This window comes from Streptomyces sp. NPDC002092 (genome assembly GCF_053593775.1).
This window is the reverse complement of the sequence record NZ_JBSFDG010000013.1, coordinates 94,966-109,646: the sequence shown is the minus strand read 5'-3', so window position 1 is coordinate 109,646 and position 14,681 is coordinate 94,966. Positions and strand designations below refer to the sequence as shown.

The following is a 14,681-nucleotide window of genomic DNA, read 5'->3' as shown; positions in this document are numbered from 1 at the left end:
GCTCCGTGATAACCCCCGATGGAGCCGTTCACCCGCGGGCCCGGTCAAAGAGAGATCGAAATCACCTGTCTCCGGGGCCTCTCATGAACTTCTCACGAAAACTCAACGCCCAGGCCCCCGACGGGGGTTCCCGCGCACCGGTCCTCGTCCGGATCTTTCTCCACGGGCCGCCGCGCAGCCGTCCGAGAGTCGTCTGCTGGAGAGTCGGCTAGGCGAGGACGGTCACCGGATCGCCGACCCGGATCGTGCCGGGGGAGAGGGGAACCAGGTTCTGGCCGAAGGCCAGCTTGCCGTCGATGCGGCGGTGGCGTCCCAGCGTGGCCAGGGGCTCCTTGCCCTGCACAGCGCTGTTCTGGTCGGTGGTGGTCACCACACAGCGCCCGCAGATCTTGGCGACGCGGAAGGTGACCTCGCCGATCGCGATGCGGGACCAGTCGTCCTCGGCCCAGGCGGCGGTGCCGGCCACCACCACGTTCGGCCGGAAGCGGTTCATCGGCAGAGGCCCCTCGGCCGAACGGGCACCTTGGGCGATCAGGGAGTTGAGAGCCTCGAGCGAGGCGACGGTGGTGAGCAGCAGCGGGTAGCCGTCGGCGAAGCTGACGGTCTCGCCCGGCTGTGCGTACTCCGGGTCGAGCGGCCGGCGCGTGGCCGGGTCGTCCATGTGCACCAGGCGCGCACCAATGCCGAGATACGCGCTGCACCAGGCGTGCGCGGCCGCCTCCGCGGCGGGCACTCCCTCGACCTTGTCGCCGAAGATCTCCACCGGAACCGTGCCCACCGCACGGGGTACCGGCACGGTCAGCGGGTCCATGCCTGGCGCGGACAGACGAACACCGCCGCCGGGCAGGAGCTCGGCGGCGGCCAGCGCGAGGCGCGGCTGCTGACGTTGTGTGACGACCTTTCCCCCGTCGTCGATCAGCACCCAGCGCCGGTCTCCGGCCAGCCCCCAGGGCTCCACGACGGCTTCCCGGGGCGCCAGGCCCCGGAACGCCTTCACCGGATGGACGTGAATCGACTGCAGCAGCGCGTTCCCCATCAGGCCATCCTGCCAGGTGGCAGTGACGACCGGGGAGGAGCGGTCAGTAGCCGCGGTACTGCTGCTGGTTGTTGTACGGGTCCTGATACGGAGCCGGGGCGGGCCGGGCGGCCGCGGGGCGCATCGCCTCGTAGCCCGTGCCGGCCGCCATCGGCCGTTGTGGCTGCGGCGGCTGCGGGCCGGGATAGCCGCGCGCCGCCGTGGCCTGCTGGGGGATGTAGGCCGCGGGCGCCTGTTGCAGCGGAGCCGGCTGCTGCGCCTGCGGATAGCCGTAGGAGGGCTGGGAGGGGCCCGCCGGAAGGGCGGGCAGGGCCGACGGCAGGGCCGGCAGGTAGCTGCCCGGCGCGTCGTACGCGGCGGGGACCCGGATCGGAGCGATCTGCGGGGTGCCCCGCTCGGCGACGAGTCGGTCGTAGATCGGGGTGTCCGGGAAGGCGGAGTAGTAACCGCCGCCGAAGGTGGAGCGGGGGGAGGTCATGGCTCATAAGTTAAGCCCTCGATGTGCTAGTTGGGGAGACCGATAAGAGGGTTGTTTTGAGTGTTCGCAGTGACGCGGGATCCCCAATGCGAGCGAACTTGGCAAAAAAGGGCGTCGAACGAGGTACAGGTCCTGTAAAGGCCAAGCTCCGAGCGGGTTACCGGCGGGTCGGTCTCCGCTCTTCCTGTGCTCCTCGTGGCAGTTCGCCGCCCCCGGGGGAATAGGTTGTGCGGGTAGAGAACCGGAAGAGCCGCCGGGGCCACGGACTGGCGCAGTGACACGTGATGGGGGCGGACATGTCAATGCCGAAAGGATCGAATACCCCGGTGCCGACGACGGCGCTGCGGGTGGAATTGGGCTGGGGTTCCGGCCCTGGTGTGCCGGACGCGGACGCCTCGGCCCTTCTGCTGGTGGGCGGCAAGGTCCGCTCCGACGGCGACTTCGTCTTCTACAACCAGCCCGCGCACGCCTCCGGGGCGGTCCGGCACGAGGGCAAGCGGGACGGCGGCGGCCGCATCGTCGACACCCTCCTCGTCGACCTCGCGCGCGTGGAGCCCGCCGTCGAGACGATCGTCCTCGCCGCCTCCGCGGACGGCGGCACGTTCGGGCAGGTCCCCGACCTGTACATCGAGGTCCGCGATGCCGCCCAGGGTGGTGTGGTGGCCCGCTTCGACAGTACGGGTGCGAGCGTGGAAACCGCTTTCGTACTCGGGGAGTTCTACCGCCGCCAGGGCGCCTGGAAGTTCCGCGCAGTGGGCCAGGGATACAGCAGTGGACTGGAGGGCCTGGCGACGGACTTCGGGATCACGGTGGACGAACCGCAGCACACCGCCCCAGCGCCCCAGGTCGCGGCGCCGATGACCGCGCCGCCCGTCGCGCCGCCGGCGACCATGCCGCCGCCCACCGCGCCGCCGGTCTCCATGCCGCGGCCGGTCGCACCCCCGACGCAGCCGGTCCGTTTGAGCAAGGTGACGCTCACCAAGGCGGCCCCGGCGGTCTCGCTGGCCAAACAGGGCGGCACCTCGGGCGCCATGCGCGTGAACCTCAACTGGCAGGTGCGCAAGCAGTTCTCGGGATGGGGCAGCAAGCGCGGCCACGCGGTGGCCATGCATGCGGACCTCGACCTCGACCTGTGCGCTCTGTACGAACTCACCGACGGCAGCAAGGGCGTCGTCCAGGCCCTGGGCAACGCCTTCGGCTCCCTGCAGCGGCCGCCGTACATCCATCTCGACGGCGACGACCGCACCGGTGCCCTCGCGAGCGGCGAGAACCTCACGATCAACCTGGACCACAAAGAGTCCTTCAGGCGGATTCTGGTCTTCGTGACCATCTACGAGGGCGCTCGTTCCTTCGCCGACCTGCACGCCACGGTCACCCTCCAGCCCCAGCACGGCGCCGCGATCGACTTCTCGCTCGACGAGTGCACGGTCCCCTCGACGGTGTGCGCCCTCGCCCTGATCACCAACACGGGCAGCGACCTGGTCGTCCAGCGCGAGGCCCGCTACCTGGTGCCCGAACGCGGGGTGAGCCCCCAGCGGACCGTCGACTACGCCTACGGCTGGGGCATGAACTGGACTCCCGGCAGGAAGTGAGCGCCCTGGCGATCAGTGAGCGCAGGACGGTTTGTCCGGTGGCGTGCTTGTGCCAGATCGCGGCGGTCAGCGCGAGGACGCGTTGTCTGACGCGGGCTGTGGCCCCTACGGGTGTGTGCCGTTCGAGGTCAAGCTGTCCCTGAGGGTCGCGTTGATCGATCGATGACCTGCCGCAGCGCCTTGAACAGGACTGCGCCAGGTCGTTCCCCTTCACCTTTACGGGCCGGTCGCAGCAGCTCCTTCGAACTAGTCTCCGCGGGCACCCCTTGGACCACACCGCCTGGAGGAATCAGTGTCATACCCGCAACCGCTCACCCCCGAGGAGAAGCTCGCCGACGCGAAGAAGCTGCTGAACCTCCCGCGTATCGTCGTGATCTGCGGCTCCACCCGGTTCATGACCGAGATGACCGAGGCCGATCTGCGGGAGACCGAAGCCGGCAGGGTCGTCGTCAAGCCCGGTTGCGACATGAAGTCGCCGCATGAACTTTGGCCCGATCCTGTCGAGTCCGCGGCGCTGAAGGTTCGACTCGACGATCTGCACCGCGCGAAGATCCGGCTCGCTGATGAGGTGCTCGTAGTCGGCGACTACATAGGAGACAGCACCCGAGCCGAAATCGCCTACGCCCGGTCGCTGGGCAAGCCCGTGCGGTTCACGCACCCCGAAGTCGATCCCGACGCCTGACCCCACCCCCGTACCCTCCGCAGGCACCGTTTGGAATTGATCATCTAGAGAGAGCGCTCGTCCGCGACGGCGTCCGGGCGGGCGTACGTGCGGCCCTTCCAGGCCGCGCCGCGTCCCTTGTAGTGCTGCACCGCGGAGTCGACCGTCATGAGGAGATAGAGGAACGCGGTGAACGGCAGCAGCGGAGCCAGCCACAGCGGCTGGCAGTAATAACGGAGCATCGGAAGGTACGTCCCCGTCATCACCAGCCAGGCGGCGCCGCCGACCAGTTCGGCTGTCCCATTCCCGGCGGCCAGACCTGCGGCGAGAGCCGCGGGGGGCACCAGATAGACCAGAACCAGTCCGGCGACCGTCCCGAGCAGCAACAGCGGGTTGTGCCGCAACTGCGCGTACGCGCTGCGTGAGACCATCCGCCACAGGTCGTGCAGCCGCGCATAGGGCCGCACGCTGTCCACCCGCCCGGCCAGCCCGAGCCAGATGCGTCCACCGCTGCCCTTGACCGCACGCGCGAGCGCCACGTCGTCGATGACGGCGTGCCGGATCGCGTCCGGGATCCGCGCCCGCTCGGCCGCCTCGGTGCGCAGCAGCACGCAGCCGCCCGCGGCGGCCGCCGTCCGCGTCCCCTTCCTGCCGATCCGGCGGAACGGGTACAGCTGCGCGAAGAAATAGACGAAGGCCGGCACCACGACGCGCTCCCACAGGCTCTCCACCCGCAGCCGGGCCATCTGCGACACGACGTCGAAGCCGCCGCTGCGCGCGGCGGCGACCAGCTCACGCAGGCTGTCCGGCGCGTGCGCGATGTCCGCGTCCGTCAGCAGCAGATATTCGGGCCCACGCGCGCGTGCCAGGTCGATGCCGTGCCGCACGGCCCACAGCTTGCCCGTCCAGCCCGCGGGCGGTTCGCCGGGCGAGGCGACGGTCAGCGGCAGCCCGCCGTGCATGTCCGCCAGTTCCCGGGCCAGCTCCCCGGTGCCGTCCGAGCTGCCGTCGTCGACCAGGAAGATCTCCGCCCGCCCCGGATACTCCTGGGCGAGCAGCGACGGCAGGCTCGCGGGCAGCACGGTGGCCTCGTCACGCGCGGGGACGACGACGCACACGGACGGCCACTCGTCGAGTTCACGGCGGGGCGGCAGCCTGACGTCCGTGCGCCAGAAGAACCCCTGACAGAGCAGCAGCCACAGCCAGGCGGCGAGTGATACGGCGGCGATCCACACGATGGCGCTCACCCGCGCAGTCTGCCCCACCCGACCTGACCGTAAGGGCCCATCGTCTATCGTGGCCGGGTGAAGATCGCGCTCATGGACTCCGGAATCGGTCTGCTTCCCGCCGCCGCCGTTGCGCGCCGTCTGCGGCCCGACGCGGATCTCGTCCTGTCGTGGGACCCCGACGGGATGCCCTGGGGGCCGCGCACACCGCAGGACATCACGGAGCGCGCCCTGGACGTCGCCGGGGCTGCTGCGGCGCACAAGCCCGACGTTCTGATCGTCGCCTGCAACACCGCGTCCGTGCATTCCCTTCCGGCGCTGCGCGCCCGTTTCGAGCCGGAGCTGCCGATCATCGGCACCGTGCCCGCGATCAAGCCCGCCGCCGCGGGCGGCGGCCCCGTCGCCATCTGGGCGACCCCCGCCACCACGGGCAGCCCCTACCAGCGAGGTCTCATCACCGAGTTCGCTGCGGGTGTGGACGTCACCGAAGTGCCCTGTCCCGGACTTGCGGACGCAGTGCACCACGCTGACGAGGCAGCCATCGAGGCCGCCGTCGCCGGGGCCGCCGCACGCACCCCGGACGACATCACGACCCTCGTCCTCGGCTGCACCAACTACGAACTGGTCGCCGAGCGCATTCGCGCCGCCGTGCAGCAGCCCGGCCGGCCACCGCTCATCCTGCACGGCACCGCCGGCGCGGTCGTCGCCCAGGGCCTGCGCCGGATCGGCGAGCAGCCCGCCCCCGAGGCCCCCGCCGTCGGCACCCTCACGGTGCTGCTCAGCGGCCGCGAGGCCGAACTGCCGGAGACCGCGCTGACGTATGAAGAGGGACGTTTCCTCAAGGCGGTCAGTCCCGCGCGGTGACCGAAAGCCGCGAAACGGACGGCCGCGGCCCGCGATCAGTCCTGTCGCCATGGTCACAGTCCGCGACTCGGTGCCCGCGCAGCGAAACCTGAGTAACCTCGTAGCCATGAGGGACCACCCCCACGGCGAGAAGGCCAAGCACCCCGACGTCTGGACCGGGCACGCCACCAAGCGGGTCCAGTGGCTGCCGGCGCTGGCCGGTGCGGCCGTCATGGCGCTCGGCGTCGAGCTGGCCGTCGACTCCGCCTGGACGTCGGGCACCGCCCCGCTCGTCATGGCCGTCGTCGGCTGCATCGCCGCCGGGCTGCTCGTCCTCTTCGGCACGCTCGCGTTCCTGCACGTCGATCTGAAGCTCGACACGGAGTGCCTCGAGGTGCGCTGCGGCCACATCGGGGTGCCGCGCCGCCGCATTCCGCTCTCCCATGTCGCCGGCGCCGAGTTCGCGGAGCATGTCACCCCGCGCCACTGGGGCGGCTGGGGCTACCGCTGGCGGCCCGAGAAGGGCACTGCGGTGGTCGTGCGGCGCGGCGAGGGTGTCGTGCTGCGCCTGTGGGACGGCCACACGTTCACGGTCACCGTGGACAACGCCGAGACCGCAGTACGGGTCATCAAGGACCGGCTGCGTCCGGGCACGACCGGCGCACTGCACTGAGCAGTTCCGTCACGGTGTGAGCCGGTCGCGGCGCGGGCGTACGCCAACCGCCTGCTGAGGTGGCTCGTCGGCGAGCGGCCGGGCCGTGGCCAGCCCCGCGAGAAGACCCGCGCCGACCGACACGGCGGTGAAGCTGAGCGCGTTGCCGACCGCGGCGATCGCCGCGAGTCCCGTCAGGGCCGCTCCCGCAGTGAGCACCACCGGCGTGGGCCGCGGAGAGCGCCACAGCCCATGCAGCACCCAGCAGAACGACGCCCCCAGCAGGACCACCCCGACGACGCCCTGCTCCGACGCCTGCTGCAGCAGCGCCGAGTGCGGCTTGCCGCCCGAGAGCAGGGTCCCGCTCGCCGTCGTGCTCAGTTCACCGAAACGCTCCGGGCCCACGCCCAGCGCCGCGTTGCGGTGCACCATGTGCAGGGCGTCCTGCCACAACTGGACCCGGTGCTGGGTGAGCGGGCCGTCCAGAGACGTGGTCAGTCCCGCGGGCAGCGAATTTCCGGCGACGGCCCAGGTCAGGCCGGTGACCAGGGCCGCGGTCAGGGCGAGTCCGGCGATGCCCGCACCGCGGCTGTGCATACGGCCGGCCGCCAGCGAGCACAGCAACACGGCGCTGCAGACGACGAAACCGCTGATCGAGCCCAGGAAGGCCGCGGTCACGGTGATGCCGGCCGCCAGCGCACCCATGGCGAACCGCCCGGCGGGCGAGCCGGCGGCCCAGGCCGCGCAGCACGCAGCACCCACGCACAAGGTCAGCAGAGCGGCAGTGGCACCCGCGTGTCCGAGCGGCGCCACGATCTGCGGCCCGGGGGCAAGGTGCGGCACGGCGACCGCCAGCCCCAGCCCGGCCAGCGCCCCGGCACACGGCGCGGCCACCGGCAACAAGGCTCCGCAGATCCGCCCGGCGGCATACCCGGCCGCCACGGCCAGCACCGCGAGCAGCACACCCTCCGGGCGGCCGTCATGCACGGTCGCCGTGAGCAGCGACCAGGTGGCGCACGCCCCGAGCACCGCCACACCCACCGCGTCGGAAACGTTTCGTCTCTCGCCGGCCTCCCCTGGACCGGCTTCAGACGTCATCCCTGTGGAACCCACCCCGCCCCCCGAACCGGACCGAAGCCCCCCGACCTCGAACGACCCAGGCCGCCGAGGCCGTGACCGGCCGCGCGACTGTGGCTGGGCACACCGTAACTGCTGATGGACGTTTTGTGGATGAGTTGGACCGAGTTGCGCAGGAACGATACGGCTCCCGCTCGGACCGGCGCCCCGTGCCGCCCCCTGGACCGTGCTGTCCGTGTCAAAGTCACGCGCCGTACACTCCCGGAGTGACCGTCACCGCAACCTCCGTGGACGAGTCGGACCAGTTGCAGCCGCAGGGCGCCCCCGCATCGCGCGCGGCGCGCCTCGTACGCTTCGTTCCGGCCCTCGCCGCGGCGCTCTCCGGAGTGCTGCTCTACGTCAGTTTCCCGCCCCGCACCTTGTGGTGGCTGGCCGTTCCGGCCTTCGCCGTCTTCGGCTGGGTGCTGCGCGGCCGCACCTGGAAGGCGGGCCTGGGCCTCGGCTACCTCTTCGGCCTCGGCTTCCTGCTGCCGCTGCTGGTGTGGACCGGCGTGGAGGTCGGCCCCGTGCCCTGGCTGGCGCTGGTGGCGATCGAGGCGATCTTCGTCGCGCTGGTCGGCGCGGGTATCGCAGCGGTGTCCAAGCTGCCCGCCTGGCCGGTATGGGCGGCAGCGCTCTGGATAGCCGGCGAGGCGGCACGCGCGCGCGTGCCGTTCAACGGCTTCCCCTGGGGCAAGATCGCATTCGGTCAGGCCGACGGCGTCTTCCTGCCGCTGGCGGCGCTCGGAGGCACCCCGGTCCTCGGTTTCGCGGTCGTCCTGTGCGGCTTCGGCCTCTATGAGGTCGTACGCCTGGCCCTGGATACGCGGCGCACCCGGGCCGTCCAGCGGTCGGCCGCGGCCGTCGCCCTGCTGAGCGTGGCCGTCCCGGTGGTCGGCGCGGTCGCCGCCCGCTCGCTGGTCAGCGACAAGGCCGAGGACGGCTATGCGACCGTCGCCCTCATCCAGGGGAATGTGCCGCGCTCCGGGCTGGAGTTCAACGCCCAGCGGCGCGCCGTGCTCGACAACCACGCGCGCGAGACGATGCGCCTGGCCGCCGAGGTCAAGGCCGGCAAGACGCCCAAGCCCGACTTCGTGCTGTGGCCGGAGAACTCCTCCGACGTCGACCCCTTCGCCAACGCCGACGCGTACGCCGTCATCGACGGCGCGGCCAAGGCGATCGGCGTGCCCATCTCGGTCGGCGGCGTGGTCGGGCGGGACGGCAAACTGTGGAACGAGCAGATCCTGTGGGACCCCAAGAAGGGCCCCACCGACAGGTACGACAAGCGGCAGATCCAGCCGTTCGGCGAGTACCTGCCGTTGCGCTCCCTCATCGGCGCGATCAACAGCAACTGGACCTCGATGGTCCGCCAGGACTTCAGCCGGGGTACCAAGCCGGGTGTGTTCAGCATGGACCACGCCAAGGTCGGCCTGGTCACCTGCTACGAGGCCGCCTTCGACTGGGCCGTACGCTCCGAGGTCACCGACGGGGCGCAGCTGATCTCCGTGCCGAGCAACAACGCGACCTTCGACCGCAGCGAGATGACCTACCAGCAGCTCGCGATGTCGCGCGTGCGCGCCGTCGAACACAGCCGGACCGTGACCGTGCCGGTCACCAGCGGCGTCAGCGCGGTCATCATGCCGGACGGGAAGATCACCCAGAAGACCGGCATGTTCGTCCACGCCCACCTGGTGCAGAAGGTGCCGCTGCGCTCCTCGGAGACGCCCGCCACCCGGGTCGGAATCCTGCCGGAGATCGCCCTCGTGCTGGTCGCCGCGGGCGGCCTCGGCTGGGCGATCGGCGCCGGTCTGCGCGGGCGGCGCGCCCGGAACGTGTAGCCGTACGCCCGGCGCACGCTCCCTGAAGTGCGCCGGGACCGGGGCACCGGCCCCTTAGGGTCGGTGTCATGCCTACTCCTGACTTCATCCGCGAGATCCGGGCCTCCGCAGGCCACCAGCTGCTCTGGCTTCCCGGCGTGAGCGCCGTCGTCTTCGACGACGAGGGCAGAGTGCTGCTCGGGCAGCGTGCGGACAACCACCGGTGGGCGCTCATCTCCGGCATCCCGGAGCCTGGTGAGCAGCCCGCCGCGGCACTCGCGCGGGAGGTGGAGGAGGAGACCGGCGTCCGGGTCGCCGTCGAGCGGCTGATCACGGTCCGGACCGGACAGCAGGTCACCTACCCCAACGGCGACATCTGCCAGTTCATGGACCTGTGCTTTCGCTGCCGCGTCATTGACGGCGAGGCCCGGGTCAACGACGACGAGTCCCTGGCGGTCGGCTGGTTCGCGCTGGACGAGCTCCCCGCCATGACCGACTACCACTACTTCCGTATCAAGCAGGCCCTGTCCGACGAACCCACATGGTTCGAGCCCATGAGTTCCGAGTGAAGTATGGGCGCTGAGCACATGTGGGGAGGCGTGGCTGCTGCTTAGGGTCGAGACATGACCCCGCCCAGCGCCCTCCCGGCCCCGCACGCCCCCTCCCTCGACCTCGGCGGCCGCACCGCCCTCGTCACCGGCGCCGCCGGCGGCATCGGACGCGCCTGTGCGCTGCGTCTCGCGGCCGCCGGGGCGAAGGTGAGAGCGGTCGACCGGGACGCCGAGGGCCTGGACACGCTGGCCGAGCAGGCCCGGGGCCTCGCGGGCACGGTCGAAGCACACGTCCTGGACCTCACCGACCTCGACGCCGCCGAACTGGCCGCCGCGGGCACCGACGTGCTGGTCAACAACGCCGGGCTGCAGCTGGTGCGCCCCCTGGAGGAGTTTCCACCCGAGGTCTTCCACACGGTGCTCACCGTGATGCTGGAGGCACCGTTCCGGCTCATCCGCGGAGCGCTGCCCCACATGTACGGCCAGGGGTGGGGCCGCATCGTCAACGTGTCCTCCGTCCACGGACTGCGCGCCTCGGCCTACAAGTCGGCCTATGTGGCCGCCAAACACGGTCTCGAGGGCCTGTCAAAGACAGCCGCCCTCGAAGGAGCACCCCACGGCGTCACCTCGAACTGTGTGAACCCCGCCTATGTGCGCACCCCCCTGGTCGAGAAGCAGCTCGCCGACCAGGCGCAGGCCCACGGCATCCCTGCGGAGCGCGTCCTGGCAGAGGTGCTGCTGCAGGACAGCGCCGTCAAACGGCTCATCGAACCGGAGGAGGTCGCTGAGGCCGTGGCCTACCTGTGCAGCCCACAGGCCTCCTTCATCACCGGCACCTCGCTCGTCCTCGACGGCGGCTGGACCGCGCACTGACCGGGCAGGCACCAGTGCATCGGCAAGTTATCCACAGGGCTGACCAGGCGGCCTCGCAATGAGTGATCCTGTGGGCATGTCCCGCGATCACGCGCAGTCCGCCGAACGCACCGACGCCGAAGCCGCAGCCGGCGCCCTCGCCGGCGCCGAGACGCCGTTCCTTCAGCTGCTGGCCAGAGGCGCTTCCGCCGACGCCTACGAGCAGCCGGTGCTGCTGGCCCGCGCCGAGGGACGGCCCGCCGAGGAGATCGCCGCGCTCGAGCACGCCAAGCTGCTCGCGCTGCGCGTGCGCGCTGAACTGGAGGGGCGTCGCCGCCGGGAGGCCGAGCTGTCCGCGCTCTTCGAGACCGCCCACGACCTCGCGGGCCTACGGGACCTGGACGCCGTACTGCAAGCGATCGTGCAGCGCGCCCGCTCCCTGCTCGGCACCGACGTCGCCTACCTCAGCCTGAACGACCCGGAGCGCGGCGACACCTACATGCGGGTGACCGAGGGCTCGGTCGCCGCCCGCTTCCAGCAGCTGCGCCTGGGCATGGGGGAGGGGCTCGGCGGGCTCGTGGCCCAGACGGCCCGACCGTACGTCACGGACGACTACTTCAAGGACGACCGTTTCCAGCACACGATCGCGATCGATTCCGGTGTGCGCGATGAGGGCCTGGTCGCCATCCTCGGCGTGCCCCTGATGCTGGGCCACCACGTCATCGGTGTCCTGTTCGCGGCCGACCGGCGCGCCCGGGTCTTCGAACGGGAACAGATCGCGCTGCTCGGCTCGTTCGCCGCACTGGCCGCGGCCGCCATCGACACCGCCAACCTCCTCACCGAGACCCGCTCGGCCCTGGCCGGCCTGGAGCGCGCCAACGAGATCATCCGGGACCGCAGCGCCGTCATCGAGCGTGCCTCCGACATCCACGACCGGCTCGCGGAGCTGGTACTGCGCGGCGGCGGGGTCCACGACGTGGCCGCAGCCGTCTCCCAAGTCCTCGACGGCACGGTCGAGTTCACCGAGGCGGGCGATGCGCCGGAAACACCCCTGGAGGCGTCCCGGGCCGAAGGGCACGCCGTCCGGCACGAGGACGACTGGATCGCCGCCGTGGCCGCCGGCGGCGAACTGCTCGGTGCGCTCGTCCTGCGCGGCCACCCCGGCCTCGACCCCGTCGACCAACTCACCCTGGAACGGGCCGCGATGGTCACCTCGCTGCTGCTGCTCGCCAGACGCTCGGCCGCCGAGGCCGAACAGCGCGTGCGCGGCGAGCTGTTGGACGACCTCCTCGATGCCCGCGACCGCGACCCACGCCTGCTGCGTGAGCGCGCGTCCCGGGTGCACGCCGACCTCGACGCCACCCACGTGGTGCTCGCCGCGCGTCTCGACGGCGCCGCACCCGACGCCGACCAGGAGGCTGCCGCCCGCCGCCGCCTGTGGTCCGCCGCCTCGCATCTCGCCGCGACCCGGCACGGTCTGGCCGCCGCCCGCGACGGCGGCACCGTCCTGCTGTTGCCGCTGGCCCCCGGTGACACTGCCACCGACCTGGCCCGCCGCACCGCCCGCCAGCTGGGCACGGCGGTCCACGAGGCGGTCACGGTCGGCGCCTCCGCCGCCGTCCGGGACCTCGCCGCCCACCCCGACACCGCGGCCGCCGCCTACGCCGAGGGCCGACGCTGCCTGGACGCCCTGCGCCTGCTCGGCCGCCCCGGCGACGGGGCCGCGGCCGAGGACTTCGGCTTCCTCGGCCTGCTGCTCGCCGGGGACCGGGACATCGCCGGCTTCGTGGAGCGCACCATCGGCCAGGTCGTCGCCTACGACGAACGGCGCGGCACCGACCTCGTGCACACCCTCGACGCCTACTTCACGTGCGGCATGAGTCCGGCCCGCACCAAGGACGAACTGCACGTCCACGTCAACACGGTGGCGCAGCGTCTGGAGCGTGTCGGCCGCCTCCTGGGCGACGACTGGCAGGACCCCGCCCGCGCCCTGGAGATCCAACTCGCCCTGCGGCTGCACCGGTTGTCGGCACGCGCACAGCACTGACCCCCGTACGCGAGGCGTACGGGGGCGGGCTGACGGCAGGTCACACGGTGCGTGCGTCCGCCGCCGCTGTCGGCGCGGTCTCCGCGCCCGCGGACGCTTCGACGTCGGCCAGGTCCCGCTGACGGGTCTCCTTGGCGAGCCCCACCGCGAGGACCGTCAGAACGGCCGCGGCGATCACGTACAGGGCGATCGGGGTGGAGTTGCCGTAGTCCTCCAGCAGTGCAGTGGCGATCAGGGGCGCCGGGGCGCCCGCCGCGACCGAGGCGAACTGGGAGCCGATCGAGGCGCCCGAGTAGCGCATCCGGGTCGCGAACATCTCGGAGAAGAAGGCGGCTTGGGGGGCGTACATCGCACCGTGCAGCACCAGGCCCACGGTGACCGCGAGGATCAGATTGCCGAAACCGCCGGTGTCGATGAGCGAGAAGAACGGGAACATCCACACTCCGACCCCGACAGCGCCCAGCAGATACACCGGACGCCGTCCGACCCGGTCCGACAGCGCGCCCCAGGCCGGGATGACCGCGAAGTGCACCGCCGATGCGATCAGTACGGCGTTGAGCGCGGTCTGCTTCGAGACGCCGGCCGAAGTGGTGGCGTAGACGAGGATGAACGCGGTGATGACGTAGTAGCTGATGTTCTCGGCCATGCGCGCACCCATCGCGACCAGCACGTCCCGCCAGTGGTGGCGCAACACGGACACCAGCGGCAGCTTCTCCGCCTCCGCACTCCGGTCGGCCTTGCGGGCCTCGGCCTGCGCCAACGCCTGCTGGAAGACAGGCGATTCATCGACTGACAGACGAATCCACAAACCGACGATTACCAGCACCCCGGAAAGCAGGAACGGAATCCGCCAGCCCCAGGTCCCGAAGGCGTCGTCCGAAAGCACGGCCGTCAGCAGGGACAGCACACCGGTGGCCAGCAACTGCCCGGCGGGCGCTCCGGTCTGCGGCCACGAGGCCCAGAAACCGCGCCGCCGGGCATCCCCGTGCTCGGACACCAGCAACACGGCCCCGCCCCACTCGCCGCCCAGTGCAAAGCCCTGAATCAGACGCAGAGTTGTCAGCAGCACGGGCGCAGCGGCTCCGACCGTCGCGTGCGTCGGCAGCAACCCGATCGCGAACGTCGCCCCGCCCATCAGCAGCAGACTCAGTACCAGCAGTTTCTTGCGCCCGATCCGGTCGCCGTAGTGGCCGAAGACGAGTGCACCCAGTGGGCGGGCGGCGAACCCGACGGCGTACGTCAGGAAGGACAGCAGCGTGCCGACCAGGGGGTCGGAGTCCGGGAAGAACAGCTTGTTGAAGACGAGCGCGGCGGCGGAACCGTAGAGGAAGAAGTCGTACCACTCGATGGTCGTGCCGATGAGGCTGGCGGCGACGATGCGACGGAGGTTCGCGGGTGGTGGGGGAGCGGTGGTTGCGGAGGCCATGTGCGCCACTTCCTCGTGTGCGGTGGGGACGGGTACGTGTTCGCACACCGTAGAAACCTGCAGGTCAGGCGCACATGTGGTGGGGCAACATAGTTCGGGGCACGGCTATGCGTCGGACCACCATGCCCGTTCGCGGAGCGGCGGCTATCAAGCTTGGTGAGGGGCGAAATAGGTGCTGTCCGGGAAGCGTAGTTGGCGACCGGGTCGCGCTCTGAACCTATACGCGGCTCTCGGCCTGTCGTCTTGTAGCAGTTCCACACGGCGTGAGTGCCCGTAGCGATGAGCCTCTTGGTGCTGCTCCCCAGAGTGGGATGCGGTCCAGTGCTGCTTTGCCGCAGGCATCTCGGATTCTGATGCACTCGGAAGTACATGTACGAGGTGTCG

General features: G+C 71.1%; 13 protein-coding genes and 1 pseudogene. 8 read left to right on the top strand and 6 right to left on the bottom strand.

Annotation, left to right across the window (positions count from 1 at the left end; genetic code table 11):
* Positions 1–208 precede the first annotated feature (208 nt).
* Together ACWCRD_RS28680 and ACWCRD_RS28675 are read right to left on the bottom strand one after the other, a co-directional pair.
* Positions 209–1,036 carry an MOSC domain-containing protein gene (locus tag ACWCRD_RS28680; RefSeq protein ID WP_450968655.1) on the bottom strand — a complete coding sequence of 276 codons (828 nt, stop codon included), beginning with the start codon at positions 1,034–1,036 and terminating at the stop codon, positions 209–211.
* A gap of 43 nt (positions 1,037–1,079) precedes the next feature.
* Entirely contained in the window at positions 1,080–1,514 is a 435-nt protein-coding gene (locus tag ACWCRD_RS28675) for a DUF6643 family protein (protein WP_390695622.1), read from the bottom strand.
* Positions 1,515–1,816: 302 nt separating this feature from the next.
* Between ACWCRD_RS28675 and ACWCRD_RS28670 the strand changes: the two genes are divergently transcribed.
* Entirely contained in the window at positions 1,817–3,106 is a 1,290-nt protein-coding gene (locus tag ACWCRD_RS28670) for a TerD family protein (RefSeq protein ID WP_450968820.1), read from the top strand.
* A gap of 7 nt (positions 3,107–3,113) precedes the next feature.
* Here ACWCRD_RS28670 and ACWCRD_RS28665 read toward each other — a convergent pair.
* Positions 3,114–3,342 (bottom strand): annotated as a pseudogene (locus ACWCRD_RS28665) (IS982 family transposase); the annotation flags it as partial.
* 56 nt (positions 3,343–3,398) lie between these two features.
* Between ACWCRD_RS28665 and ACWCRD_RS28660 the strand changes: the two are divergent.
* Positions 3,399–3,788: a hypothetical protein gene (locus ACWCRD_RS28660; RefSeq protein ID WP_450968654.1), complete on the top strand. Its 390-nt coding sequence runs from the start codon at positions 3,399–3,401 to the stop codon at positions 3,786–3,788.
* Between the two features lie 44 nt (positions 3,789–3,832).
* On the opposite strand, the gene ACWCRD_RS28655 is transcribed toward ACWCRD_RS28660, so the two are convergent.
* Positions 3,833–5,032 (bottom strand): glycosyltransferase, encoded by a 1,200-nt coding sequence (locus ACWCRD_RS28655; protein ID WP_450968653.1) that lies wholly within the window; start codon positions 5,030–5,032, stop codon positions 3,833–3,835.
* A 39-nt stretch (positions 5,033–5,071) separates the two neighbouring features.
* On the opposite strand from ACWCRD_RS28655, the gene ACWCRD_RS28650 reads away from it, so the two are divergent.
* On the top strand, positions 5,072–5,857 hold the full coding sequence (locus ACWCRD_RS28650) for a glutamate racemase (protein WP_450968652.1): 786 nt from the start codon (positions 5,072–5,074) through the stop codon (positions 5,855–5,857).
* A 106-nt stretch (positions 5,858–5,963) separates the two neighbouring features.
* Positions 5,964–6,509, top strand: coding sequence for a hypothetical protein (locus ACWCRD_RS28645; RefSeq protein ID WP_450968651.1), 546 nt, complete (start codon positions 5,964–5,966; stop codon positions 6,507–6,509).
* Positions 6,510–6,518: 9 nt separating this feature from the next.
* Here the strand turns inward: ACWCRD_RS28645 and ACWCRD_RS28640 are convergent, their stop codons facing one another.
* Positions 6,519–7,586: an O-antigen ligase family protein gene (locus ACWCRD_RS28640; RefSeq protein WP_450968650.1), complete on the bottom strand. Its 1,068-nt coding sequence runs from the start codon at positions 7,584–7,586 to the stop codon at positions 6,519–6,521.
* 245 nt (positions 7,587–7,831) lie between these two features.
* On the opposite strand from ACWCRD_RS28640, the gene lnt reads away from it, so the two are divergent.
* The 4 genes from lnt to ACWCRD_RS28620 all read left to right on the top strand — a co-directional run bounded on the left by lnt (position 7,832) and on the right by ACWCRD_RS28620 (position 12,871).
* Positions 7,832–9,442, top strand: a complete 1,611-nt coding sequence (gene lnt, locus ACWCRD_RS28635; protein ID WP_450968649.1) for an apolipoprotein N-acyltransferase — start codon at positions 7,832–7,834, stop codon at positions 9,440–9,442.
* Positions 9,443–9,510: 68 nt separating this feature from the next.
* Positions 9,511–9,990 carry an NUDIX hydrolase gene (locus ACWCRD_RS28630; protein WP_450968648.1) on the top strand — a complete coding sequence of 160 codons (480 nt, stop codon included), beginning with the start codon at positions 9,511–9,513 and terminating at the stop codon, positions 9,988–9,990.
* 54 nt (positions 9,991–10,044) lie between these two features.
* Complete coding sequence (locus ACWCRD_RS28625; RefSeq protein ID WP_450968647.1) at positions 10,045–10,845, top strand: 3-hydroxybutyrate dehydrogenase; 801 nt, start codon at positions 10,045–10,047, stop codon at positions 10,843–10,845.
* Between the two features lie 76 nt (positions 10,846–10,921).
* Positions 10,922–12,871 carry a helix-turn-helix domain-containing protein gene (locus ACWCRD_RS28620; RefSeq protein WP_450968646.1) on the top strand — a complete coding sequence of 650 codons (1,950 nt, stop codon included), beginning with the start codon at positions 10,922–10,924 and terminating at the stop codon, positions 12,869–12,871.
* Between the two features lie 40 nt (positions 12,872–12,911).
* Here the strand turns inward: ACWCRD_RS28620 and ACWCRD_RS28615 are convergent, their stop codons facing one another.
* Positions 12,912–14,297 carry an MFS transporter gene (locus tag ACWCRD_RS28615; protein WP_450968645.1) on the bottom strand — a complete coding sequence of 462 codons (1,386 nt, stop codon included), beginning with the start codon at positions 14,295–14,297 and terminating at the stop codon, positions 12,912–12,914.
* Positions 14,298–14,681: the final 384 nt, after the last annotated feature.

What these genes read in the sequence shown, in the direction of transcription:
- ACWCRD_RS28680 (WP_450968655.1), bottom strand. Translation starts at nt 1,036, where the DNA reads ATGGGGAACGCGCTGCTGCAGTCGATTCACGTCCATCCGGTGAAGGCG.
- ACWCRD_RS28675 (WP_390695622.1), bottom strand. Translation starts at nt 1,514, where the DNA reads ATGACCTCCCCCCGCTCCACCTTCGGCGGCGGTTACTACTCCGCCTTC.
- ACWCRD_RS28670 (WP_450968820.1), top strand. Translation starts at nt 1,817, where the DNA reads ATGCCGAAAGGATCGAATACCCCGGTGCCGACGACGGCGCTGCGGGTG.
- ACWCRD_RS28645 (WP_450968651.1), top strand. Translation starts at nt 5,964, where the DNA reads ATGAGGGACCACCCCCACGGCGAGAAGGCCAAGCACCCCGACGTCTGG.
- ACWCRD_RS28640 (WP_450968650.1), bottom strand. Translation starts at nt 7,586, where the DNA reads ATGACGTCTGAAGCCGGTCCAGGGGAGGCCGGCGAGAGACGAAACGTT.
- ACWCRD_RS28630 (WP_450968648.1), top strand. Translation starts at nt 9,511, where the DNA reads ATGCCTACTCCTGACTTCATCCGCGAGATCCGGGCCTCCGCAGGCCAC.
- ACWCRD_RS28625 (WP_450968647.1), top strand. Translation starts at nt 10,045, where the DNA reads ATGACCCCGCCCAGCGCCCTCCCGGCCCCGCACGCCCCCTCCCTCGAC.
- ACWCRD_RS28620 (WP_450968646.1), top strand. Translation starts at nt 10,922, where the DNA reads ATGTCCCGCGATCACGCGCAGTCCGCCGAACGCACCGACGCCGAAGCC.
- ACWCRD_RS28615 (WP_450968645.1), bottom strand. Translation starts at nt 14,297, where the DNA reads ATGGCCTCCGCAACCACCGCTCCCCCACCACCCGCGAACCTCCGTCGC.